Here is a 22,424-nt window from a genome sequence, read left to right on the forward strand (position 1 = left end):
TGGAGCCCAACCCCGGCGGCGCCGGCGCCCGCGACGACCAGGGCTTCGCCGTCCCGGCCGCGTACAAGCGCCGGTGGGACTTCAGCCGCGACGGCGTCCTGCGGTCCCTGGACGACAGCCTGACGCGGCTGGGCCTCGACCGCGTCGACATCGTGTACGTCCACGACCCCGACGACCACTTCGAGGAGGCGGTTTCCGGGGCGTTCCCGGCGTTGCGCGAACTGCGGGAGCAGGGTGTGATCGGCGGGTTCGGCGCCGGGATGAACCAGGCGCCGATGCTGGCCGAGTTCGTCCGCCGCACCGACCTCGACGTCCTGCTGGTGGCCGGCCGCTACACGCTGCTCGACCAGCCGGCGCTGGACGAGCTGTTCCCGCTCTGCGCCGCGAAGGGCGTCAAGGTGGTGGCCGGGGGCGCCTTCAACGGCGGGATCCTGGCGACCGCCGAACCGGGCCGCGTCTACGACTACGCCGAAGCACCGCCGGAGCTGGTCGAACGGGCCGGGCGGATCGCGGAGATCTGCGCGCGGCACGGCGTCGAGCTGCCGGAAGCCGCGCTGGCCCTGCCGATGGGGCATCCCGCGGTGGCGTCGGTGGTCGTCGGCGCGCATGATCCTTCGCAGGTGAGCGTCAACGCCCGGCGTGCGCGGGCCGTGGTGCCACCGGCCCTGTGGATCGAGCTGATCGACGCGGGACTGCTGCGGGCCGACGTCGTCATCGCCGAAGGAGTCTCATGATCGACGCGCACCACCACCTGTGGGACCCCGCGCGGCGCGACTACCCGTGGATGACGGGCGACGCCATGGACCCGATCCGGCGCCCGTACACGGTCGACGACCTGCGTGCGGTGACGAAGGCGGCGGGCGTGCACGCGACGGTCCTGGTCCAGACGGTGTCCTCGGCGGAGGAGACGGCGGAGTTCCTCGCGACGGCGGCCGCGGAGCCGGTGATCGCGGGCGTGGTCGGCTGGGTGGACCTCACCGCCGCGGACGTCGCCGACCGGCTGGCCGCCCTCGACGGACCCCTGGCCGGCGTCCGGCACCAGGTGGAGAACGAGCCGGACGACGATTGGCTGCTGCGGCCCGAGGTGCTGGCCGGGCTCAGCGCGGTGGCGGCGGCGGGATTGGCGTTCGACCTGCTGGTGCGCCCCTCGCAGCTCCCTGCCGCGGCCGAGGTGGCGTTGCGCCTGCCGCAGCTGCGCCTGGTGCTGGACCACGCGGCGAAGCCCCCGATCGCGACGGGGGAGTGGGAGCCGTGGGCGTCCGCCGTGGCGGCGCTGGCGGGGCGCGAGAACGTCGTGTGCAAGCTGTCCGGTCTGGTCACCGAAGCGGACTGGACCGGCTGGGAGGTCGGGCACCTGCGCCGGTACGTCGACCACGTGCTGGACGTGTTCGGCCCGGAGCGCCTGCTGTTCGGCTCGGACTGGCCGGTCTGCGAACTGGCGGCGTCCTACGAAGTGGTCCTCGACGCGGCGATCGCCCTGACGGGCTCGCTGTCGGACGCTGAGCGCCTGGCCGTCTTCGAGCACAACGCCCGCAAGGTCTACGGGCTGGACGCGGGCGAGGTCACCTCCTCCAGGGGGTAAAAAAGGCGACCCCGCCCGCCCGCCGGTGTGGTCTCAGAACTCTTCGTCGCGGATCATGCCGCGCAGCCGGGTCAGGGCGCGGTGCTGCGTCACGCGGACGTTGCCCGCGGAGATGCCGAGCGCTTCGGCGGTTTCGGTCGCCGAGAAGCCGACGGCGATGCGCAGGGTCAGGATCTCCTGCTGCACCCGGGGCAGGGAGGCGAGCAGCCGGCCGAGGCGGGCACCGAGGTCGAGGTGCAGCGCGTGCGACTCGGGCTCGTTGCCGGCGACGTGCGGGCTCTCCGGGAGCTCGGGGACGGGCTCGGAGCGGTCGCGGGCGACGGCGCGGTAGGCGTCGGCGACCTTGTTGGCCGCGATCGCGTGGACCAGGTAGAGGAAGGAGCCGCCGCGGTCCTGGTAGTCGGGCAGGGCCTTGAGCACGGCCAGGCAGACTTCCTGGGCGACGTCGTCGGCCGACAGGTAGGAGAGGTCGCGGCCGCCCATGCGCGCGCGGCAGTAGCGGACCACCACCGGCTCGATCATCTGCAGCAGCGAGTGGATCGCCGCCGGGTTGCCCTCGCCCGCGTCCTTGACGAGGGGGTCGAGGTCCTCCTTGGTGAGCCGTCCGCCCGGGCGGGGCAGAGTCTCGGGGGTGCGATAATCGCGAAGGCTGGAAGCGGATTGTTCGGTGGTACTCGGCGGTGCCGTCATGGTCGTCTCCCCGGCCGACCCTCGACCGTCGCTGCCGGGGGTTCAACACTCCGTAACTGATCCATCGCAGATGCTCCGATGGATCGGGGCCGATCTGCGGTCCGTGCGACGCAGGGTAATCGTAAGCACCTCCAGGCGGGTCAGTCCAGATTTCAACGACCAATACCCCGTTAGCAGTATCGACCGTGATGTTCCCGCGACCCGCCCCCGCACATTGCGATTAATCGGTTTCAGGATGTGCCGAGTTCACTCGTCAGTGGAAGACGACCACGGAAGTGGCGGTCACGGTCACGGCGAGCGACGCGATGGCGGGCAGCAAGCGGCTCGGCGGCCCCGGTTCGGCGGCGCGCAAGGCCCGTTCGCGGTGCATCCCGATGGCCGCTAGCAGGGCGGATGTCCCCGCGGCGAGCACCACCGGGATCAGCGTGCCACCCCAATGGCGCTGGGCGGCGGAGTGCAGGAGCAGTACCGTGCAGGCGGCGGACGCCAAGGCCGTCCGCCGCCAGGCGAGCCCGGTGCGCTCGGCTTGGGCGCCCGCGGGGGTGGTCACGGCCGGATCTCGGTCGGCGTGTCGGTACTTTTGACGTCACGATAATCGCGAAGCGACGGTATTCGCGTCCAGGCGGGCCGCTCGCCCGGAGCGGGCCGGCCGGCTCGCCGGGAAAGCCGGGCGGATGGGCCGGTTTTCCCGGCCGTCACCGTCCGCTGCCATTCGTGTCACTCACGAGACCACCAGCAGCACGGCCGCGGCGACGATCAGCGTCAGCAGGCCGCCCGTCAGCACCAGGATCGTCCGGCTCGGCGGCAGCGGCTGCCCGGCCCGCATCGCGATCTGCACCCGCCGCCAGCGCGGGTAGGCGGTCGCGGCGAGGACGGCGGCCAGCGCGACGCACAGGCCGGCGAGCACCGTGCTGGCCGCGGCCGGTGACGGCACCAGCTGGTGCACGGCGACGCCGCCCGCGAGCAATCCGAGGGCGGTGCGGAGCCAGGCGAGGAAGGTGCGTTCGTTGGCCAGCGTGAAGCGGTAGTCCGGTTCGGTGCCGCCCGCGTGGGGCGTGATGCCGTCCGGTGCGCCGTCGGCCGGCTTGCTTTCGTCCGGGGCCACGTCCGCAGACGCTAGCCGGTGTGGGCGGGCGCGGCCGGGTCGGTGCGGTGCGCGAAGACCCACCAGCGCAGCACGGCGAACCGCACGAACCCGCCGACGAGGCTGGCGAGCAGCAGGGTGCCGGTCTCCTCCCACGACGTCGGCCGGTCGACGAAGGCGTCGAGCAGGGCCAGCACGGCCGAGCCGTACAGGGCGTAGAAGGCGAAGGTGAGCAGGTCCTGCAGGTGCCGCTTGCCGGCGTTGCTGCGTCGCCCGGCGAAGGTGACGCGGCGGTGGAACTCGGTGTTGCCGACGGTGGTGAGCGCGATCGCGACCAGGTTCGCCACCTGGGAGCCGAGCTCGTCGCGCAGCAGGAGGAACAGAACGGCCTGGACGCCGGTTGTCACTACGCCGGCCACGACGTACCAAGCCGCGTGCGTGCCGAGCTCGTGGTGGCGGTCCGGGTCGGTGGCGAGCAGCCGGTGTTCCGGTGCGCACCTGGTGGTGGCCATGATCCCAACCTAGCCCACATTCACAAACTTGTGAATGTGTTAAACCCTGTGATCCCTGCGACACCGGCAGGTTTCGCCGCCCTGTGGGCCGGGGTAGGTCACCGGCGACGAGATGTTCCCGACGCGCCTGGAGGGCCAGTGAGCGACCGTGACTCGGCCGAACCGCAGAGCTTGAGTCCCAGCGAGGCGCTGGACGAGGACGAGCTGCGCGTGGATTCGCTCGAGGAGGGCATCGAGCCGCCCGAGCACTGGAGCGCCGCCGACCGGTACGGCACCACGCCCCGGGAGATCCGCGAAGGCGAGCCGATGGACCAGCGCCTGGCCGAAGAGATCCCGGACGCCGAGCCGGAGCCGGTCCCGGAGCGCCCGCTCGCGGCCACGCCGGCCGCGGAGCTCGACGAGACGATCGAAGACGCGCCGGCGGACTTCGAGCCGGTGGTCCCGGAGGAGACGGTGCCCCGCCGCCATTCCAATCAGGGCCGCCGCGAGACGACGGACTACGCGGGCGAGTCGGTGGCGGACGCCATCCGGGCGGCCCGGCAGGGCTGATCCGCTCAGACTGCACGTCCGTTCGGACGCCCCTAGCGTGGGGAAAACATCGGACCGCGACGAAGGGAAGGCCGAAAATGCTGACCGTGACCGAAGCCGCCGCCGAGGCGATCACCGCGTTGACCAGCCAGGGCGAGGGGGAAGCCGGACTGCGCCTGGCGGTCCAGAACGCCGACGGAGAGAGCGCCCAGCTGGCCCTGTCGGTGGCGCCCGAGCCCGCCGAGGGCGACAGCGTCCTGGGAGAGGCCGAAGGGCCGAAGGTGTTCCTCGAGCCCCAGGCGGCCGCCCTGCTGGACGACAAGGTCCTGGACGTCCAGGAGGACGAAGCGGGCGGCGTGGCATTCGCCGTGCTGCCCCAGCACACGAGCTGACCGCGGCGGACGGGCCTTTCGCTCCTCGAGTGCGGAAGGTCCGTTCGCAGGCGGCGCCGTGCAGCGCCGCGCGCCGCCGACGCTCACCGCTGGCCGCCGACTTCGCCGGCCGCCGGTCCCACAGGGCCCACCCGCCGGGTCCACCTCGTGCAACGCCTCCCGGCTGCCCTCGCGCCGGATCAACCTGAGCCCTCGTCTACCCCTCCCTCCAGGCGCGGACCAGCTCCGCCGCCCGCTCTCGCAGCAACTCCGCCGCGTGCTTCCGCGCGTGATCCAGCGAAGGCGCGTGGTCGATCAGCGCGCTGCTCCCCACCACCCCCAACCGTGCCAATCCCGCCGCGTCGAGCTGGATCCGCCCGGCCAGCGCCAGCAGCGGCACCCCGCGGGGCCGCGCCCGGTCCGCGATGCCCGCCGGGGCCTTTCCGTTGAGGCTCTGCTCGTCCAGCGATCCCTCGCCCGTGATCACCAGGTCCGCCCCGGTCAACGCCTCGTCGACCCCGGTCAGGCCCGCGATGAGGTCGAACCCGGACTCCACGCTCGCCCCGAGCGCGATCGCGGCCGCGGCCACTCCGCCGCCGGCGCCCGAACCCGGCACCCGTGTGACGTCCGGCGCGCCGCCGACCTGCAGCGCGTGCGCCCACCGCCCCAATCCCTCGTCGAGCAGCGCCACCTCCTCGGGGCCCGCCCCCTTCTGCGGCCCGAACACCGCCGCCGCGCCTTCCGGGCCCAGCAACGGGTTCGTCACGTCGGTCGCGACCGCCACGCGCACGCCGTCCAGCCGCTCGCGCACCGGTGTCAGCTCCGTCGACGCCACCCGCGTCAGCGTCCCGCCGCCCAGGCCGACCGGTGCGCCGAACGCGTCCAGCACGCCGGCGCCCAGCGCGCCGAGCATTCCCGCCCCGCCGTCGGTGCTGGCCGTGCCGCCGACCGTGAGCACCAGCCGCTTCGCGCCGTGCACCAGCGCGTCCGCCAGGAGCTCGCCGACCCCCCAGGTGTGTGCGGCCAGCGCTGTCGCCGGGGAGGGTTCGACGAATTCGATCCCGCACGCGCGCGCGGATTCGACGTACGCCGTGCCGTCCAGCACCGCGTACCGCGCCTGGACCTGCTCGTCCAGCGGCCCGCGCACCGTCATCCGCACGATCCGCGCGCCCGCGGCTTCCAGGACGTCCAGGGTGCCCTCGCCGCCGTCGGCGACCGGGCACGTGACGATTTCCGCGTCCGGCAAGGCATCGCGCACGCCGAGCGCGATCGCCGCCGCGGCCTCGACCGCGGTCAGGCTGCCCTTGAACTTGTCGGGCGCGATGACGACCCGGGTCACGGCTTCACCTCCGTCAGCGGGGGACGCCCGGCGAGGACCGCCGCGACGTTGCGCGCGGCCAGCACGGCCATCGCGGTGCGGGTCTCGACCGTCGCCGAACCCAGGTGCGGGCTGAGCACGACGTCGTCCCGGCCGAGCAGCCGCGGTTCGACCTCGGGCTCCTTTTCGAACACGTCGAGCGCGGCGCCGGCGATCTCCCCGGCCTCCAGCGCGTCGGCCAGGGCGGCCTCGTCGACGACCGGCCCGCGGGTCGTGTTCACCAGGTACGCCCCGGGTTTCATGGCCCGCAGCGCCCCGGCGTCGATCAGGTGCCGGGTCTCGGGCGTCAGCGGGCAGTGCAGCGAGACGACGTCCGAGCGCGCCAGCAGCTCCTCGAACGACACGTACTCGGCGTCCGTGTCCTTTTTGGACCGTCCGGAGTAGACGACCGACATCCCGAAGGCCGTGGCCCGGCGCGCCATCGCCCGCCCGATCTGCCCGAACCCGACGATGCCCAGCGTCTTGCCCTGCAGCCCGGAGCCGAGCAGGAAGCCGAGGTGGAACGACCACGGCGTGCGGGAGCGCAGCAGCCGTTCGCCCTCGCCGAGCCGCCGCGTGACGGCGAGCAGCAGCCCGAAGGCGAGGTCGGCGGTGGCGTCGGTGAGCACGCCGGGCGTGTTGGTGACGACGATCCCGCGCGACGCCAGCGCTGGGACGTCCACGTTGTCGTACCCCACGGCGACGTTCGCGACCACCTTCAGCCCCGGCCCGGCGGCGTCGGCCAGCGCGCCGTCGAGCCGGTCGTGCAGCATCCCGACGACCGCCGACGCGCCGCGCACGAACTCGTGCAGTTCCGCAGGCGCCAGCGGACGATCGGCGGGGGAGACCTCCACGTCGCCTGCCTCGGCGAGGAGCTTCACCGCGTCGTCGGGAATCCATCGGGTCACCGCGATCTTGGCCACGACGACAGCGTAGGGCACCCCACCGACAATTCAGGCCACGCGCGTCAGCCGCACCACCGCGCTCGCGTACCCGCTCCCCGGCAACGAGACGTCCAGCCCGTGGCTCAGCAACACCGCGCCGTGGTGCACGACGCCGTCCTGGTCGCGGTACGACCCGGCCGGCTCCAGCCCCGCGAGCCGCGGCGGCGTGACCGGCCGCGCGAACTCCGTGGGCCGCCGCCAGAAGAACACGACCACGGAATCGTCCAGCACGTACTGCACCGCCGTCAGCGCCGAGACCGCCGGGTCGGCCAGCCGGTACTGCGTCCCGTGCTGCACCACCGGCCGGATCTCCTTGTACAGCGCCACGAGCGACGCCGCTTCGGCGAGTTCGCCCGGCGTCCAGCGCGGCAGGTCGCCGCCCAGGCCGAGCACGCCCGCCATCGCCACGTGGAATCGGAAGCTCAGCGGTGCTTCCCGGTGCGTGGCCGGGTTCGGGCTGTCGGTCACCCAGGCCGACATCGTTCCCGCGGGGTAGATCTGGCCGTAGCCGTGCTGGATGGTGATCCGGTCGGCCGCGTCGGTGTTGTCCGACGCCCAGATCTCGTCGGTGCGCGCGAGGATCCCCAGGTCGGTGCGCCCGCCGCCGCCCGCGCAGCCCTGGATCCGCAGGTTCGGGTGGTCGGTGCGCAGCCGGTCCAGGATCGCGTACACCGCCCGGATGTGGCCGACCCAGAGGCGTGCGGCGTCCGGCCCCGCCTCCGGCCAGCCGGCCTCGGTGAAGGCGCGGTTCATGTCCCACTTGAGGTAGTCGATGCCGTGCGCGCCGACCAGGCCGTCGAGCCACTTGTGGGCCCAGTCCGCGACGTCCGGGCGCGCGAAGTTCAGCACGAGCTGGTTGCGCAACGTCGTCCGGGAGCGGTGCGCCATGTGCAGCACCCAGTCCGGGTGCGCGCGGTAGAGGTCGCTGTCCGGGTTGACCATCTCCGGCTCGACCCACAACCCGAACTGCATCCCGTGCGCGTGGACGGCGTCGACGAGGGGCTGCAACCCGGCCGGGAAGCGCTGTTCGTTGGCGATCCAGTCGCCGAGCCCGGCGGTGTCGCCGCTGCGGGCGCCGAACCAGCCGTCGTCCATGACGAACAGTTCCGCGCCCAGCTTCGCGGCCGCCGCGGCGAGCTCGGTCTCGGTCCGCTCGTCGACGTCCCAGCCGGTGGCCTCCCAGGAGTTGTAGACGATCGGCCGCAGCTCGCTCGCGTGCGGCTGGACGAACTCGCGGACGTACGCGTGCCACCGACGGCTCGTCCCGCCGAAGCCGTCGGCCGCGTAGAGCCCGGCGAACACCGGCGTCTCCCACGTTTCGCCCGGGTGCAGCCGCCAGGCGACGTGCTCGTGGCCGAACCCGCCGGTCCAGGTGACGCGGCCGGTGTGCGTGCGCTCGACGGTGATCCGCCAGCTCCCGCTCCACGCGAGCGCGGAAGACCACACTTCGCCGGCGGTCTCCGTCGCGTCGCCCGCGTCGAGCATCACCCACGGGTTGACCTGGTGGCTGGAGGCGCCGCGGCGGCTGGTGAGGGTGGTTTCGCCGACCGGCAGCGGTTCGCGCAGCACGCCGTACTCGGCGCTCCACGCCCCGGACGTCCGGCTCAGCCGCGCGCCCTCGCGCCGGGGGAGCGTCCATGACGCGGAATCGGTGCGCAGCAACGCGATCGGCTCTTCGGAACCGGTGTGCCGCAGCGACGTCCAGCGCTCGACGACGTCCCCGCGGACGCGGTAGTGCAGGGACAGCTCCAGGGGGTAGTGCCGGTCGGCGAGCCGGACGACGAGCGCGCCGTCTTCGAGCGCGAAGCCGTCGTAGCGCCACTCGAGCGCCGAGGTCCCGTCGGCGTACCGCACGGCCAACGCCGCGACGCCGAAGAACGCGCCGCCCTCGGCCGGGAGTTCCTGCCGCTCGTCGCCGGGCTCGTCGAAGCTGCTGTCGGCCGGGTTGCGGCGCGCGGCGACCTGCGTGGCTTGGGCCAGGGTCAGCGGCGGGCCCCAGTGGACGTGCCGCGGGCGGTCGTCGGCGTCCAGCCGGAAGGCGTACGAGCTCTCGGGGGTGCGCAGCAGCCACAGCCGGTGCGCGGGGTCGTGTTCGACGAGCGACATGCCCGACAGCGTAGAGCTGACCAGCGCGAAAATAAATTCTTGACGAAGTTAATTAAATTTCTCTACCCTTCCGGCCATGCCTCGCAGTGCACCGGCAAGGGCGCCGATCACCAGTCCCGCGGCCGCGACCGTGTTCACCACGGTCCTGACCGAAGGGCCGGTGTCCCGCGTCGACGTCGCCCGCCGCACCGGGCTCTCCTCCGCCGCGGTCACCAAGGCCGCCCGGCCCTTCATCGAGGCCGGCTACCTCGAAGAACTCGCCTCCGAAGGCCGCACCGCCCCCGGGGCCGGCCGCCCGGCGAACCCCCTGGCCATCCGGCCGGACCGCGAGTACTTCGTCGGCGTCAAGATCACCGGCGACGACCTGATCGGCGTGGTCACCGACCTGCGCGCCGACGTCCGGGCCAGCGCCCACCACGCCCTGACCGGCCACGACGTCGGGCACGTCGTCCGCGCGCTGGCCGATCTCGTCGGCGAGCTGCTGACCGGCACCCTCCGCGAGCGGGCCTACTGCCTCGGGATCGCGGTGTCCGGCGACGTCGACCGCGCGTCCGGCGTCGTCCGGTACTCCCCGTTCCTCGGCTGGCGGGACGTGCCGCTGGCCGAACTCCTCGAGGAGGCCACCGGGCTGACCGTGACCCTCGAAAACGACGTCAAGGCCCTAGCCGTCGCCGAGCAGTGGTTCGGCGAAGGGGTCGGGGCATCGTCGTTCGCACTGGTCACGGTGGGCACCGGCATCGGCAGCGCGCTGGTCGTCCACGGCGACCTCGTCCGCGGCGCCCATGGCGTCGCCGGGGAGATCGGGCACGTCCCGGTCGCCGACGGCGGGCCGTCGTGCCACTGCGGCGGACAGGGCTGCGTCGAGGCGATCGCGTCCACCGAAGCGATCCTGACCCGCGCCCGGCAGGTCACCGGCGAGCCCGGGCTGTCGATGGACGACGCCGTGACGCGGGCCCGCGGCGGCGACGAGCCGCTCCGGGAGGTCTTCGCCGGGGCGGGGCACGCGATCGGCCTCGGGCTGGCCGCGCTGGTCAACCTGTTCGGCCCGGAACGAGTGGTCGTCTCGGGTGAGGGCGTCGCCACCTACGACCTGTTCGAAGACCAGATCCGCCGGACCTTCGCGGTCCAGGCGTTCGGCAGCGCGGCTCGGTGCGGCCTGGTCATCCGGCCGCTGCCGTTCGAGGAGTGGGCCCGCGGTGCCGCCGCGGTCGCCGTCCAGAGCCTTTTCGCGTCGGAAAGCGTCTAAGGAGACACCGTGAGCCCCATGAATCGTCGTAGCTTCCTGGTCGGTTCGGTCCTCTTCGCCGGGGGAGCGGCCCTCGCGGGTTGCACCTCGGACCCGTTGAACAAGAACGCCTCCTCTTCGGGCGCGAAGGTCACGTTGCAGCAGTGGTACCACGCGTACGGCGAATCCGGGACGCAGCAGGCGGTCCAGCGGTACGCGCAGGAGTTCACCAAGGCCAACCCGGACATCGCGATCAACGTCAGCTGGATCGCCGGCGACTACGAGACCAAGCTCAACTCGGCGATGCTCACCGCGCAGGCCCCGGACCTGTTCGAACTCGGCGACTTCCGCTACCAGAACGTCAAGAACGGCCTGCTCGCGCCGCTTGACGACGTGGTCGGCCCGGTCAAAGCCGACTTCAGCCCGGCCGCGCTGGACACCGTGACCGTCGACGGCAAGGTCTACGGCGTCAAGATGATCGACGACGTCATGATGCTGTACTACCGCAAGAGCGCCCTGCGGGCCGTGGGTGTCCAGCCGCCGCAGACGTTCGCCGAACTCCTGGAAGCGACGCGGAAGCTTAACAACGGCAAGCAGAAGGGCCTGTACGTCGGCACCGACGGCGTCGGCGAAGCGGCGACGCTCCTGCTCTGGTCGTCCGGTGGGGACTTCTTCGACGCGAGCGGCAAGAAGGTCGCGTTCGCCTCACCCGAAGCGATCGCCGCGATCGGCGGCCTCAAGCAGCTGCACGACACCGGCGGCCTGCTCCAGGGCTACCCGACCGACTGGTCCGACCCCGGCGCGTTCGCCAACGGTGCCACGGCCATGCAGTGGGGCGGCCTGTGGTCGCTGCCGGACGTCAAGAAGGCCCTGGGTGACGACTTCGGCGTCGTCGCGTGGCCGAAGTTCGGCGACGCGGGCAAGCAGGTCGCCCGCGTCGGCGGCTGGTACCAGCTGGCCAACGCGAAGTCGGCGAACCTCGACGCCGTCAAGAAGTACATCGACTGGCTGTGGATCAAGAACGCCGACCTGCAGAAGGACTGGTGCGTCAAGTACGGCTTCCACATCCCGGCCCGCAAGGAGGTCGCGGCGCGGACGACCGAGTTCGCCAGCGGGCCCGCGAAGGACGCGGTGACGATCTCGCAGCAGTTCGGCAAGTCCTACTCGGGGCTGTGGAACAAGGCGTCGGCGACGCTGTTCCTGCAGGCCGCGACGAAGATCGCGAACGGGCAGGCCGACCCGGCCGCCGAACTCGGCGACGCGGCGAAGAAGGCGCAGGCCGAAGTCGACAAGCAGCTGGCATGACGGCCCTGATGGAGGCACCGGCCGTCTCGGCGCCGGCGAAGCCGCGCCGCCGGCGTCGCGACTGGCGGGCGATCGGCGCGTTCGTGGTGCTCACCGGGCCGGTCGTGCTCGGGCTGGGGTTGTTCAAGTACGTCGCCATCGCGTGGAGCTTCCTGCTCAGCTTCAACGACGCTCGCGGCACCATCACGCTCGGGAACTGGATCGGCTTCGGCAACTACGCGTTCCTGCTGGGCGACGACGCCTTCCTGACATCGTTGACGACGATCGTGCTCTTCACGGTCTTCATCGTGCCGATCACCTTCGTCGCCTCGCTCGGGCTCGCGGTGCTGATCAACAGCATCAAGCGCGGCAAGGCGTTCTTCCGGACCGTGTTCCTGATCCCGGCCGCGGTGTCGTACGTCGTCGCCGCGCTGGTGTGGAAGATGGCGCTGTTCAACGGGCTGCCGTCCGGGGTCGCGAACGTCGTCGGCGGGCTGTTCGGCGCCGACCCGGTGCCGTGGCTGTCGACGACGAGCCCGCCGGTGTACTGGGTCGCGGTCGTGACGCTGCGGCTGTGGCTGCAGGTCGGGCTGTACATGATCCTGTTCCTGGCCGGGCTGCAGGCGATCCCGCCGTCGCTGTACGAAGCCGGCGAGCTGGACGGCACGACGAAGTGGCAGGCCTTCCGGTACATCACGCTGCCGCAGCTGCGGAACACGTCCGTGGCCGTGCTGCTGCTGATCCTCATCGCCGCGTTCCAGGCGTTCGACGAGTTCTACAACCTGTTCGGCACCGGGCTGTCCGGCACCGCGACCGCGCCGGTGAAACCGCCGCTGGTCTACCTGTACGACTCCGCGCTCGGCGACCAGAACTACGGCGTCGGCTCGGCGGGGGCGTTCCTGCTGACGGTGATCATCGTCGTGATCACCCTGCTGCAGGGCCGGTTCGTCGGCTTCGGGAAGAAGGACTGATGGCCGTTCTGCCGGTGTCCCGGAAGGCGCCGAAGTACGTCCTGGCCTCTGTGCTGTCGCTGATCTTCCTGCTGCCGTTCTACATCATGCTGCGCAACGCGCTGATGACGCGGCAGCAGGTCAGCTCGCCGGACTGGGCGTGGCTGCCGGACCCGCTGTCGTGGGTCAACTTCGGCGACCTGTTCGCCGACACCTCGGTGCCCATGGCGCACGCGCTGGGGAACTCGTTCCTGGTCGCGATCGTGACGGCCCCGGCCGGCACGCTCTTCGGCTCGATGGCGGGGTACGCGCTGGCCCGGATCAACGTGCCCGGGCGGCGCTTCGTGTTCACCTACGTGCTGGTCACGCTGATGATCCCGCAGTCGGTGACGTTCGTGCCGACGTTCGTCGTCGTCGGCTCGATGGGCGGGGTCAACACCGAGTGGGGCATCATCGCGCCGAACCTGTTCAGCGCGTTCACGGTGATCCTGTTCCGCAACTTCTACCTGCGGTTCCCGGCGGAGATCGAGGAGGCCGGGCGGCTCGACGGGCTCGGCTACCTCGGCGTCTACCGGCGCCTGGTCCTGCCGAACTCCGGGAGCATGATCGCCTCGCTCGGGGCGCTGATGTTCATCGAAAGCTGGAACGCGTTCCTGTGGCCGCTGGTCATCGGGCAGGACCCGTCGTCGTGGACCGCGCAGATCGCGCTTTCGACGTTCCTGACCGCGCAGTCGGTCAACCTGCCGGCGCTGTTCGCCGGTGCTCTGGTCACCATCGCGCCGCTGGTCGCGATGTTCCTGGTCGCCCAGCGGTTCATCGTCCGCGGGATCGCGGCCAGCGGGCTCAAGGAATAGGTCCCCACCTCACCGAGGAGTGTCCCTGTGCAGCGCCTCCTATCCGTTTTCGTGGCCGTGCTCGCGTTTTTCTCGCTGGTTGTTCCGCCGGCCGATGCGCGGACGCCGTTCGTCAAGCCGTTCATGGGCTGGAGCAGCTGGAGCCTGGAGTCGTCGACCCGCGCGGGTTACGGCACTTCGTGGCTGAACGAGTCGCACATCCGTGACGCGGCTCAGGCTCTCGCCACCAAGCTCAAGTCCGCCGGTTACACCTACGTCAACATCGACTCGGGCTGGAACGCTTCGCAGTCCTGGGTCTTCCACACCGACGTCAACGGCATCCCCGACCCCGATCCGACCCGGTTCCCGTCCGGGATCCCGGCGCTGGCTTCCTCCGTGCACTCGCTCAGGCTGAAGCTGGGCCTGTACGCCGTGACCGGGCTCGAGAAGGAGGTCTACGAAAAGAACGCGCCCATTCTCGGGACGTCGTGCCACGCGCAGGACATCGCTTTCAAGCCGCTGACGCCGTCGAACGGCTGGGGCGGGAACTGGAAGGTCGACTTCTCGAACCCGTGCGCGCAGAAGTACTACGACTCGATCGTGGCCCGGTTCGCGTCCTGGGGCGTCGACTTCGTCAAGGTCGACGGGACGACCGCGGACAACGTCGCCGACATCCGGGCCTGGTCGACGGCGATCGACCACTCCCGGCGGCCGATGTGGCTGACGGCGAGCGCGTGGCCGGTGCCGCGGTCCATCGGTGCCTCCCTGGCGCCTTACGCGAACGGCGTGCGCGTCGACACGGACATCGAGTGCTACTGCGAGACGGTGTCCACCTGGGACAGCTCGGTGAAGGCGCGGTGGGCGGACCTGCCTTCGTGGCTCGGCGTGTTCGGGCCGAACTACCGGCCGGACCTGGACTCGATGCCGATCAGCAACAACACGGGGTCCGGCATCCAGGACGGGCTCTCCGACGTCGAGCGGCAGAGCGTGATGACGTTCTGGTCCATGGCTTCGTCGCCGCTGTATGTGGGAGGGGACATCTATTTCCTCGATGCCTCCGCGGTGTCGATCCTGACGAACCCCGAGGTCATCGCGGTCGACCACGCCGGTTCGTACCCCACGCAGGTCAGTGGCGGGAACCTCCAGGTGTGGAAGAAGCGTGCGCCGGACGGCCGGTGGTACGCGGCCGTCTACAACCTGGGTTCTTCGCCCGCGGACATCACGGTGGACTTCGCCGGGGCGCGGCCGGTGCGGGACCTCGTCGCGCGCCAGGACCTCGGGCGGTTCCGGGGCTCGTGGACGGCGTCCGCCGTGCCGCCCCACGGCTCGCGGTTGATCAGGATCGGCTGACCGTTCTTCCCGAAGGGGACTTTTCCCGCCTGTCCGGGCGGGGAAAGTCCCCTTCGACGTGCGTGCGTCATCCATTGGGTGGAAGACGTCTGGTCGGGCCTGGTTCCGCCGTGCTATGTTCGCTGGCAGAACGAGTGTGCGTGATGCGAACAGTGCGGAGGGTGTGATGGCGGAGCTGCTGTCGCTGGAGGAGGCCGTGGCCCGGCTGGTGCACGACGGCGACACCGTCGCGCTCGAAGGGTTCACGCACCTCATCCCGGTCGCGGCCGGGCAGGAGATCATCCGGCAGCGCCGGCGTGATCTCACGCTGGTGCGGATGACCCCGGACATCGTCTACGACCAGCTGATCGGCGCCGGCTGCGCGCGCAAGCTGATCTTTTCCTGGGGCGGCAACCCGGGAGTCGGCTCGCTGCACCGCTTCCGCGACGCCGTCCAGCACGACTGGCCGGTGCCGCTGGAGATCGAGGAACACAGCCACGCGGGCATGGCGAACCGGTACGTCGCCGGCGCGTCCGGTCTGCCGTTCGCGGTGCTGCGCGGCTACACGGGCACGGACCTGCCGGCCCAGACGGCCACGATCAAGCCGATCACCTGCCCGTTCACCGGCGAGAAGCTGACGGCGGTGCCGGCGTTGAACCCGGACGTCTCGATCGTCCACGCCCAGCGCGCGGACCGCGCCGGCAACGTCCAGATGTGGGGCATCACGGGGGTCCAGAAGGAAGCGGTGCTGGCGGCGAAACGGTCGCTGGTGACGGTCGAGGAAGTCGTCGACGAGCTGGACGACCGCCCGGGCGCGGTGGTGCTCCCGGCGTGGGTGGTCACGGCGGTGGCCGAGGTGCCCGGCGGCGCGAAGCCGTCGTACGCGGCGGGGTACTACGAGCGGGACAACGCGGCGTACCAGGCGTGGGACGAGGTCGGGCGCGATCGCGAGGAGTTCACGAAGTGGCTGAACGAGCTGACCGGGGTGAAGGAATGAGCGCGGATTACACCGCCGACGAGATGATGAGCGTCGCGGCGGCCCGGGCCCTCGGCGACGGCATGTCCTGCTTCGTCGGCATCGGCCTCCCGAGCAAGGCGGCGAACCTCGCCCGCCGCGCGCACGCGCCGAACCTGACGCTGATCTACGAGTCGGGCTGCCTCGGCGCCAAGCCGTCCCGCCTGCCCCTGTCCATCGGCGACGGCGAGCTGGCCGACACGGCGGACGCGGTGATCAGCGTGCCCGAGGTGTTCAACTACTGGCTCCAGCCCGGCCGCATCGACGTCGGCTTCCTCGGCGCGGCCCAGCTGGACAAGTTCGGCAACATCAACACGACGGTGATCGGCTCGGACTACCACGACCCGAAGGTCAGGTTGCCGGGAGCGGGCGGCGCCCCGGAGATCGCCGCCTCGTGCGGCGAGGTCTTCATCGTCCTCCGCCAGAACCCGCGCGCCTTCGTGGAGAAGGTCGACTTCGTGACGTCATTCGGTCACGGGACCGGCAAGGGCGACCGCGAGCGGCTGGGCCTGCCCGGCCGCGGTCCCACCCTGGTGGTCACCGACCTGGGGCTGCTGCGCCCGGACCCGGAGACGGCGGAGCTGACGTTGACGCACCTCCACCCGGGTGTGGACCTCGACAGCGCCATCGCGGCCACGGGGTGGAAACTGAAGGTGTCCGACGACCTCGAGACCACCCCGGCCCCCACGGAGCAGGAGCTGACCCTCCTGCGAGACCTGGAGAAGGCAAGCGCATGACCGACGTCTACATCCTCGACGCGATCCGCACCCCGTTCGGCCGCTACGGCGGCGCGCTGGCCGGCGTCCGCCCCGACGACCTCGCGGCCGGCGTGCTCAAGGCGCTCCAGCAGCGCAACGACCTCGACCCGTCCACAGTGGACGAAGTCACCCTCGGCGACGCGAACGGCGCGGGCGAGGACAACCGCAACGTCGCCCGCATGGCCGCCCTCCTCGCCGGCTGGCCCACCACCGTCCCCGGCAGCACGGTCAACCGCCTCTGCGGGTCCGGCCTCGACGCGGCCATCCAGGCCAGCCGTGCGATCCAGACCGGCGACTCCTCCCTCGTCGTCGCGGGCGGCGTCGAGTCCATGACCCGCTCGCCGCTCGTCATGCCCAAGCCGGACAAAGCCTTCCCCGCGGGCAACCAGACCCTCTACAACACCGCGCTCGGCTGGCGCATGGTCAACCCGGCGATGCCGTCGCAGTGGACGATCTCCCTCGGCGAGTCCACCGAACAGCTCGCCGAGCGCTACGGCATCGGCCGCGACGAGCAGGACGCCTTCGCCGCCCGCAGCCACGTCAACGCCGCCAAGGCGTGGGACGAGGGCTTCTACGACGACCTGGTCGTCCCGGTCGAGGGCGTCGACCTGGCCCGCGACGAAGGCATCCGCCCGGACTCCAGCCCCGAGAAGCTCGCCAAGCTGAAGCCCGTGTTCCGCAAGGAGAACGGCACCGTCACCGCGGGCAACGCCTCCCCGCTGAACGACGGCGCCTCGGCCCTCCTGCTCGGCGACGAAGCGGCCGCGAAAAACCTGAACAAGGCCCCGCTGGCCCGGATCGCCGGCCGGGGCGCGGCGGGCGTCGACCCGGACGTCTTCGGCATCGGCCCGGTGCGCGCGGCCGAGATCGCCCTCGAACGCGCCGGCATCGGCTGGGACGACCTGGCCGCGGTCGAGCTCAACGAGGCCTTCGCCGCGCAGTCGCTGGCCTGCCTGCGCGACTGGAAGGACCTGGACCCGGAGATCGTGAACACCCACGGCGGCGCGATCGCCATCGGGCACCCGCTCGGCGCGTCCGGCGGCCGGATCCTCGGCACCCTGGCGCACGACCTCCACCGCCGCGGCGGGGGCTGGGGCCTGGCCGCCATCTGCATCGGCGTCGGCCAGGGGCTGGCTGTCGTCCTCGAAGGCCGATAAGGGAGAGAAACGTGGCCACTCCGACCGAATTCAGGCTGCCGCGCTACGGGGAGGACCCCGAAGGCACCCACCCGCCCCTCGACTCCAGCGGCTACCGCTCCACGGCGCTGCGGCACCCGAAGCAGGAGCTCGTCCTGCTGCCGCAGATGCTGACCGAGGTCACCGGCCCGCTGCTCGGCCCCGGCCGCCTCGGCGAGCTCGACAACGACCTCACCCGGCAGCACGCCGGTGAGCCGCAGGGCCAGCGCATCATCGTCACCGGGCGGCTCCTCGACGGCGACGGCCGCCCGGTGCGCGACTCCCTGGTCGAGATCTGGCAGGCGAACGCGGGCGGCCGCTACCGGCACACCGGCGACCGCTGGCCGTCCCCGCTCGACCCGAACTTCGACGGCGTCGGCCGCACCCTGACCGACAGCGACGGCCGCTACACCTTCACCACCATCAAGCCCGGCGCGTACCCGTGGAAGAACCACGACAACGCCTGGCGCCCGGCGCACATCCACTTCTCGGTGTTCGGCTCGGCGTTCACCCAGCGGCTGGTCACCCAGATGTACTTCCCGGACGACCCGCTGTTCTCCCAGGACCCGATCTTCAACTCGATCCCGGACGAAAAGGCCCGGCAGCGGATGGTCTCGCGCTACGACCACGACATCACGCAGGCCGAGTGGGCACTCGGGTTCCAGTTCGACATCGTGCTGCGCGGGCGCGACGCGTCGGTGTTCGAAGAGGAAGAGGACGAGGACGAATGACCAGGCTGCTGCCCACCCCTTCGCAGACCGTCGGCCCGTACCTGTCGATCGGGCTGCCCTGGCCCGACGGCCCGCACGTCGTGCCCGAGGGCACGCCCGGCGCGTTCTGGATCCGCGGCACCGTGCGCGACGGCAACGGCGACCCGGTCCCGGACGCCATGATCGAGACCTGGCAGGCCGATCCCGAGGGCGGCTTCCGCCACCCGGACGACCCGCGCGGCGCGGCGAACGGCGAGTTCCGCGGCTTCGGCCGCTGCCCGACGGAGACCGACGGCACGTACGGGATCCACACCGTGCTCCCCGGCGTGGTGCCGGGCGAGGGCGGCGCCACGCAGGCCCGGCACATCGACGTCTCGGTGTTCGCACGCGGCCTGCTGAACCGGGTTGTCACGCGGATCTACTTCGAGGACCAGGACAACACGGGCGACCCGGTGCTGGCGACGGTCCCCGAGGAGCGGCGCGGCACGCTGATCGCGGCGAAGACCGGCGACGGCTACCGCTTCGACGTACGGCTGCAGGGAGACGGCGAGACCGTCTTCTTCCGGGTGTGACGCCGTGAGCGCCGTGCGGCTGCACCGGGTGGTGGAAGGGCCCGAAGACGGGCCGGTGGTCGTGTTCGGCGGGTCGCTCGGCAGCGACCTGCGGATGTGGGAACCCCAGGTCGCGCCGCTGGTGGAACGCGGGTTCCGGGTGGTCCGCTACGACGCGCGCGGGCACGGCGCGTCGCCGGTCCCGCCGGGGCCCTACGAGCTCGGAGACCTGGGTGCCGACGTCCTGGCGCTGCTCGACGACCTCGGCGTCGAGCGGGTGCACCACGTGGGCCTGTCGCTCGGCGGCATGACCGGGATGTGGCTCGGCATCCACGCGCCGGACCGGATCGCGAGCCTGGTGCTGTGCTGCACGTCGGCGAAGCTCGGCCCGCCGTCGATGTGGGCGGACCGGGCCCGCACGGTCCGTGCCGAGGGCACCGCGGCGGTGGCCGAGGCCGGCGTGCAGCGCTGGCTGACCCCGGGGTACCGCGAGCGGCACCCGGACCGGGCCGAGTTCCTCCGCGCGATGATCGCGGCGGTGCCGGCCGAGGGCTACGCGGCGTGCTGCGGGGCGATCGAGCGGATGGACCTCCTCGACCTGCTGCCGAAGATCACCGCCCCTACGGTGGTCATCGCGGGCGCGGACGACCCGGCCACGTCGCCGGCCGAGCACGCGCGGCCGATCGCCGAGGGCATTCCCGGCGCACGGCTGGAGGTCGTGGCGGACGCCGCGCACCTGGGCAGCTACGAGCGGCCGGGGGAGTTCACCCGGCTGATCCTGGACCACTTGGAGCGAGCGTGACGGACCGCCACGAGCAGGGCATGAAGGTGCGGCGCGAGGTACTCGGCGACGAGCACGTCGACCGCGCGGTCGCGGGCACCACGGACTTCAGCCGCCCGTTCCAGGACTACATCACCGAGGGCGCGTGGGGCTCGGTGTGGGCCCGCGACGGCCTGGACCGCCGCACCCGAAGCTGCGTGACCCTGGCGGCGCTGACGGCGCTGCACGCGCACAACGAGCTGGCGATGCACGTCCGGGCGGCGGTCCGCAACGGCCTGACGGCGGCGGAGATCGGCGAGGTCCTGCTGCACACGGCGGTCTACGCGGGCGCACCGGCGGCGAACGCGGCCTTCGCCATCGCCCAGCGCACCCTCGCCGAGCTCGGCGAGCCGAGCGCCGTGCCGAAGGACGCCGGATAAGGTGCCGGGCATGGACGTGACGAGGCCGCAGACCGACGTCCGCCTGGACAACGAACCGGCGCACCGTGGAGCCCACCACGTGCAGTCGCTGGAGCGCGGCCTGGCGGTCATCAAGGCCTTCCACGCGGGCGCGTCCGAGCTGACGTTGAGCGACGTGGCCCGCGCGACGGGCCTCACCCGCGCGGCGGCGAGAAGGTTCCTCCTGACCTTGGCCGACCTGGGCTACGTCCGCACCGACGGCAAGTACTTCTCGCTGACGGCCCGGGTGCTGGAGCTGGGCTACGCGTACCTGTCGAGCATGACGCTGCCGGAGGTGGCCCAGCCGCACCTGGAGCACCTGTCGGCCCGCGTCCACGAGTCGAGCTCGGTCTCGGTCCTGGAGGGCACCGACATCGTCTACGTGGCCCGGGTGGCGGTCTCCCGGATCATGACGGTGAGCATCAACGTGGGAACCCGCTTCCCGGCGCACGCGACATCGATGGGCCACGTCCTGCTGGCGGGCCTCGCCGAGGCCGACCTGGAGGCGTACTTCCTGGTGGCGAGCTTGGACCGCCTGACGGACCACACGGTGACGGCGCCGGCCCGCCTGCGCACGGAGCTGGCCAGGGTGGCCACCCAGGGCTGGGCCATGGTGGACCAGGAACTGGAGGAAGGCCTCCGCTCGGTGGCCGCCCCGATCCGGGACCGGAGGGGCCAAGTCGTGGCGGCGGTGAACCTGTCCACCCACGCAAGCCGCACAACGGCGGAGTCGGTCGAGCGCGACCTGGTCCCCCCGCTGCTGGAGACGGCCCGCGCCATCGAGGCGGACCTGGCGGTCGGAGCCCCGGCCCACGCCCGTGGCTGACCCGCGGGCAGGCTCGCCCTCATGACCACTCCTCACCAGGTCGCGGGCCTCCTCCTGGCCGCCGGCGCCGGCCGTCGTTTCGGGGGCCCCAAAGCCCTCGCCGAACTCGACGGGGAACCTCTCGTCCTCCGCGCCTTCCGCACCCTCACCGCCGCGGGGTGTCACCCCGTGCGGGTCGTCGTCGGGGCCGCCGCCGACCAGGTTCGCGCCCTCCTGCCCGACCCCGCCCAGGCCGTGACGGCCGAGGACTGGGCCACCGGCATGGGCGCCTCCCTCCGCGCCGGCCTGACCTCCCTCGAGACCACCGACGAGCCCGCCGCCGCCCTCGTCCACCTCGTGGACCTCCCGTGGGTCGGCACCGACGTCATCGCCCGCCTCACCGCCGATGTCACCGCCGAAACCGTCGCCCGCGCGGCCTACGACGGCGTCCCCGGTCACCCCGTTCTGCTCGGCCGCCGCTGGTGGGGCGAGGTCGCGGAAACCGCCCGAGGCGATCGTGGCGCCCGTGACTGGCTCGCCACCCGCGCCGACCTCGCCCTGGTCGAGTGCGGTGACCTCGGCAGCGGCCGGGACGTCGACCGCCCCGGCGATCTCGCCGGTCCCGCCGGAAGACCTACGATCGACTCGTGACGGACTCGCCCGAAGACCTCGCCGCCGCGCTCGACGCGACCGGTTACCTCGCCGATGACGGGCTGGCGACCGCCGGCTTCCTCGCCCTGCGGATGGGCCGCCCGCTCTTCTGCGAGGGCGAGCCCGGCACCGGCAAGACGTCACTCGCCCTGGCCCTGGCCACCGCGCTGGACCGGCCGCTCGTCCGCCTCCAGTGCCACGAAGGCATCGACGCCGCCCAGGCCCTCTACGAGTGGGACTTCCCCCGCCAGCTGCTGCACCTGCGCGCGCTCGAGGCGGCCGGCGGCGGGCAGCTCGACGTCGAGGCCGCCGAGCGCTCGCTCTACACCGAGCGGTTCCTGCTGGCCCGGCCGCTGCTGCAGGCCCTGATCAGCGCCCCGTGCGTCCTGCTCATCGACGAGATCGACCGCGCCGACGACGAGTTCGAGGCCTTCCTCCTGCAGCTGCTCGACGAGCACGCCGTGACCATCCCCGAGTACGGCGAAGTCCGCGCCGAGCACCCGCCGCTGGTGATCCTCACCTCGAACCGGACCCGCGAGGTGCACGACGCGCTGAAACGTCGTTGCCTCTACCACTGGCTCGAACACCCGGACCTGGTTCGGGAGGTCGAGATCCTGCGCCGTAGGATCCCGCGGGTAAGTGCAGCTCTGGCTCGGCAAATCGCTGAAGCGGTGCATCGGCTCCGCGAAATGGATTTGCTGAAACCACCGGGAGTGGCGGAGTCCCTCGATTGGGGGCGGGCTCTT

26 protein-coding genes are annotated in these 22,424 nt (G+C 71.9%); 19 read left to right on the forward strand and 7 right to left on the reverse strand.

The window, feature by feature from the left end; genetic code table 11:
* Both ACWDN5_RS38395 and ACWDN5_RS38400 read left to right on the forward strand, forming a co-directional pair.
* Positions 1 to 734: aldo/keto reductase (locus ACWDN5_RS38395; RefSeq protein ID WP_449679739.1), on the forward strand; the 734-nt coding region annotated here is incomplete at its 5' end.
* The gene (locus tag ACWDN5_RS38400) at positions 731 to 1,582 is read left to right on the forward strand and encodes an amidohydrolase family protein (RefSeq protein WP_449679740.1); all 852 of its coding nucleotides are present in this window, start codon (positions 731 to 733) and stop codon (positions 1,580 to 1,582) included. The genes ACWDN5_RS38395 and ACWDN5_RS38400, both read left to right, overlap by 4 nt.
* A 33-nt stretch (positions 1,583 to 1,615) precedes the next feature.
* On the opposite strand, the gene shbA is transcribed toward ACWDN5_RS38400, so the two are convergent.
* The 4 genes from shbA to ACWDN5_RS38420 form a co-directional block, all read right to left on the reverse strand.
* Positions 1,616 to 2,272, reverse strand: coding sequence for an RNA polymerase sigma factor ShbA (gene shbA / locus ACWDN5_RS38405; RefSeq protein ID WP_449679741.1), 657 nt, complete (start codon positions 2,270 to 2,272; stop codon positions 1,616 to 1,618).
* Positions 2,273 to 2,525: 253 nt separating this feature from the next.
* Positions 2,526 to 2,822: a DUF202 domain-containing protein gene (locus tag ACWDN5_RS38410; RefSeq protein WP_449679742.1), complete on the reverse strand. Its 297-nt coding sequence runs from the start codon at positions 2,820 to 2,822 to the stop codon at positions 2,526 to 2,528.
* 171 nt (positions 2,823 to 2,993) lie between these two features.
* Positions 2,994 to 3,377, reverse strand: a complete 384-nt coding sequence (locus tag ACWDN5_RS38415; RefSeq protein ID WP_396136967.1) for a YidH family protein — start codon at positions 3,375 to 3,377, stop codon at positions 2,994 to 2,996.
* A gap of 11 nt (positions 3,378 to 3,388) precedes the next feature.
* Positions 3,389 to 3,868, reverse strand: coding sequence for a GtrA family protein (locus ACWDN5_RS38420; RefSeq protein ID WP_310974542.1), 480 nt, complete (start codon positions 3,866 to 3,868; stop codon positions 3,389 to 3,391).
* 138 nt (positions 3,869 to 4,006) lie between these two features.
* Here ACWDN5_RS38420 and ACWDN5_RS38425 point away from each other — a divergent pair, with 138 nt between their 5' ends.
* Positions 4,007 to 4,417, forward strand: coding sequence for a hypothetical protein (locus ACWDN5_RS38425; protein WP_449679743.1), 411 nt, complete (start codon positions 4,007 to 4,009; stop codon positions 4,415 to 4,417).
* Between the two features lie 77 nt (positions 4,418 to 4,494).
* A complete protein-coding gene (locus ACWDN5_RS38430; RefSeq protein ID WP_176172267.1) occupies positions 4,495 to 4,788 on the forward strand; it encodes an iron-sulfur cluster biosynthesis family protein in 294 nt (97 codons plus the stop codon).
* Positions 4,789 to 4,984: 196 nt separating this feature from the next.
* Here ACWDN5_RS38430 and ACWDN5_RS38435 read toward each other — a convergent pair whose 3' ends face one another.
* From ACWDN5_RS38435 to ACWDN5_RS38445, 3 genes are read right to left on the reverse strand one after another with little or no spacing between them, the layout of a single operon-like run.
* Positions 4,985 to 6,106 (reverse strand): glycerate kinase, encoded by a 1,122-nt coding sequence (locus ACWDN5_RS38435; protein WP_449679744.1) that lies wholly within the window; start codon positions 6,104 to 6,106, stop codon positions 4,985 to 4,987.
* Complete coding sequence (locus ACWDN5_RS38440) at positions 6,103 to 7,047, reverse strand: 2-hydroxyacid dehydrogenase (protein WP_449679745.1); 945 nt, start codon at positions 7,045 to 7,047, stop codon at positions 6,103 to 6,105. Before ACWDN5_RS38440 ends, ACWDN5_RS38435 begins: the two co-directional genes overlap by 4 nt.
* Positions 7,048 to 7,077: 30 nt before the next feature.
* The gene (locus ACWDN5_RS38445; RefSeq protein WP_449679746.1) at positions 7,078 to 9,174 is read right to left on the reverse strand and encodes an alpha-galactosidase; all 2,097 of its coding nucleotides are present in this window, start codon (positions 9,172 to 9,174) and stop codon (positions 7,078 to 7,080) included.
* 76 nt (positions 9,175 to 9,250) lie between these two features.
* On the opposite strand from ACWDN5_RS38445, the gene ACWDN5_RS38450 reads away from it, so the two are divergent.
* From ACWDN5_RS38450 to ACWDN5_RS38520, 15 genes are all read left to right on the forward strand, one after another.
* Complete coding sequence (locus ACWDN5_RS38450) at positions 9,251 to 10,420, forward strand: ROK family protein (protein WP_310974537.1); 1,170 nt, start codon at positions 9,251 to 9,253, stop codon at positions 10,418 to 10,420.
* 18 nt (positions 10,421 to 10,438) lie between these two features.
* Positions 10,439 to 11,704: an ABC transporter substrate-binding protein gene (locus tag ACWDN5_RS38455; protein ID WP_449679756.1), complete on the forward strand. Its 1,266-nt coding sequence runs from the start codon at positions 10,439 to 10,441 to the stop codon at positions 11,702 to 11,704.
* The gene (locus ACWDN5_RS38460; RefSeq protein WP_449679747.1) at positions 11,701 to 12,654 is read left to right on the forward strand and encodes a carbohydrate ABC transporter permease; all 954 of its coding nucleotides are present in this window, start codon (positions 11,701 to 11,703) and stop codon (positions 12,652 to 12,654) included. Before ACWDN5_RS38455 ends, ACWDN5_RS38460 begins: the two co-directional genes overlap by 4 nt.
* Positions 12,654 to 13,487 carry a carbohydrate ABC transporter permease gene (locus ACWDN5_RS38465; RefSeq protein WP_310974534.1) on the forward strand — a complete coding sequence of 278 codons (834 nt, stop codon included), beginning with the start codon at positions 12,654 to 12,656 and terminating at the stop codon, positions 13,485 to 13,487. The genes ACWDN5_RS38460 and ACWDN5_RS38465 overlap by 1 nt, the downstream gene beginning before the upstream one ends.
* Positions 13,488 to 13,514: 27 nt before the next feature.
* A complete protein-coding gene (locus tag ACWDN5_RS38470; RefSeq protein WP_449679748.1) occupies positions 13,515 to 14,816 on the forward strand; it encodes a glycoside hydrolase family 27 protein in 1,302 nt (433 codons plus the stop codon).
* Positions 14,817 to 14,982: 166 nt separating this feature from the next.
* A complete protein-coding gene (locus ACWDN5_RS38475; RefSeq protein WP_449679749.1) occupies positions 14,983 to 15,792 on the forward strand; it encodes a CoA transferase subunit A in 810 nt (269 codons plus the stop codon).
* Positions 15,789 to 16,547, forward strand: coding sequence for a CoA-transferase subunit beta (locus ACWDN5_RS38480; protein WP_449679750.1), 759 nt, complete (start codon positions 15,789 to 15,791; stop codon positions 16,545 to 16,547). Before ACWDN5_RS38475 ends, ACWDN5_RS38480 begins: the two co-directional genes overlap by 4 nt.
* On the forward strand, positions 16,544 to 17,725 hold the full coding sequence (locus tag ACWDN5_RS38485; RefSeq protein WP_449679751.1) for a thiolase family protein: 1,182 nt from the start codon (positions 16,544 to 16,546) through the stop codon (positions 17,723 to 17,725). The genes ACWDN5_RS38480 and ACWDN5_RS38485 overlap by 4 nt, the downstream gene beginning before the upstream one ends.
* 11 nt (positions 17,726 to 17,736) lie before the next feature.
* The gene (pcaH, locus tag ACWDN5_RS38490) at positions 17,737 to 18,474 is read left to right on the forward strand and encodes a protocatechuate 3,4-dioxygenase subunit beta (RefSeq protein ID WP_449679752.1); all 738 of its coding nucleotides are present in this window, start codon (positions 17,737 to 17,739) and stop codon (positions 18,472 to 18,474) included.
* Complete coding sequence (gene pcaG, locus ACWDN5_RS38495) at positions 18,471 to 19,025, forward strand: protocatechuate 3,4-dioxygenase subunit alpha (protein WP_310974528.1); 555 nt, start codon at positions 18,471 to 18,473, stop codon at positions 19,023 to 19,025. The genes pcaH and pcaG overlap by 4 nt, the downstream gene beginning before the upstream one ends.
* Positions 19,026 to 19,029: 4 nt before the next feature.
* On the forward strand, positions 19,030 to 19,806 hold the full coding sequence (gene pcaD / locus ACWDN5_RS38500; RefSeq protein ID WP_449679753.1) for a 3-oxoadipate enol-lactonase: 777 nt from the start codon (positions 19,030 to 19,032) through the stop codon (positions 19,804 to 19,806).
* Positions 19,803 to 20,204, forward strand: coding sequence for a 4-carboxymuconolactone decarboxylase (gene pcaC / locus ACWDN5_RS38505; RefSeq protein WP_176172256.1), 402 nt, complete (start codon positions 19,803 to 19,805; stop codon positions 20,202 to 20,204). Before pcaD ends, pcaC begins: the two co-directional genes overlap by 4 nt.
* Positions 20,205 to 20,214: 10 nt before the next feature.
* Positions 20,215 to 21,048 carry an IclR family transcriptional regulator domain-containing protein gene (locus ACWDN5_RS38510; protein WP_310974526.1) on the forward strand — a complete coding sequence of 278 codons (834 nt, stop codon included), beginning with the start codon at positions 20,215 to 20,217 and terminating at the stop codon, positions 21,046 to 21,048.
* 21 nt (positions 21,049 to 21,069) lie between these two features.
* The gene (locus tag ACWDN5_RS38515) at positions 21,070 to 21,678 is read left to right on the forward strand and encodes a nucleotidyltransferase family protein (RefSeq protein WP_449679754.1); all 609 of its coding nucleotides are present in this window, start codon (positions 21,070 to 21,072) and stop codon (positions 21,676 to 21,678) included.
* The coding region (locus ACWDN5_RS38520) for an AAA family ATPase (protein WP_449679755.1) at positions 21,675 to 22,424 on the forward strand (750 nt) is incomplete at its 3' end. The genes ACWDN5_RS38515 and ACWDN5_RS38520, both read left to right, overlap by 4 nt.

Source organism: Amycolatopsis sp. NPDC003731 (genome assembly GCF_053586895.1).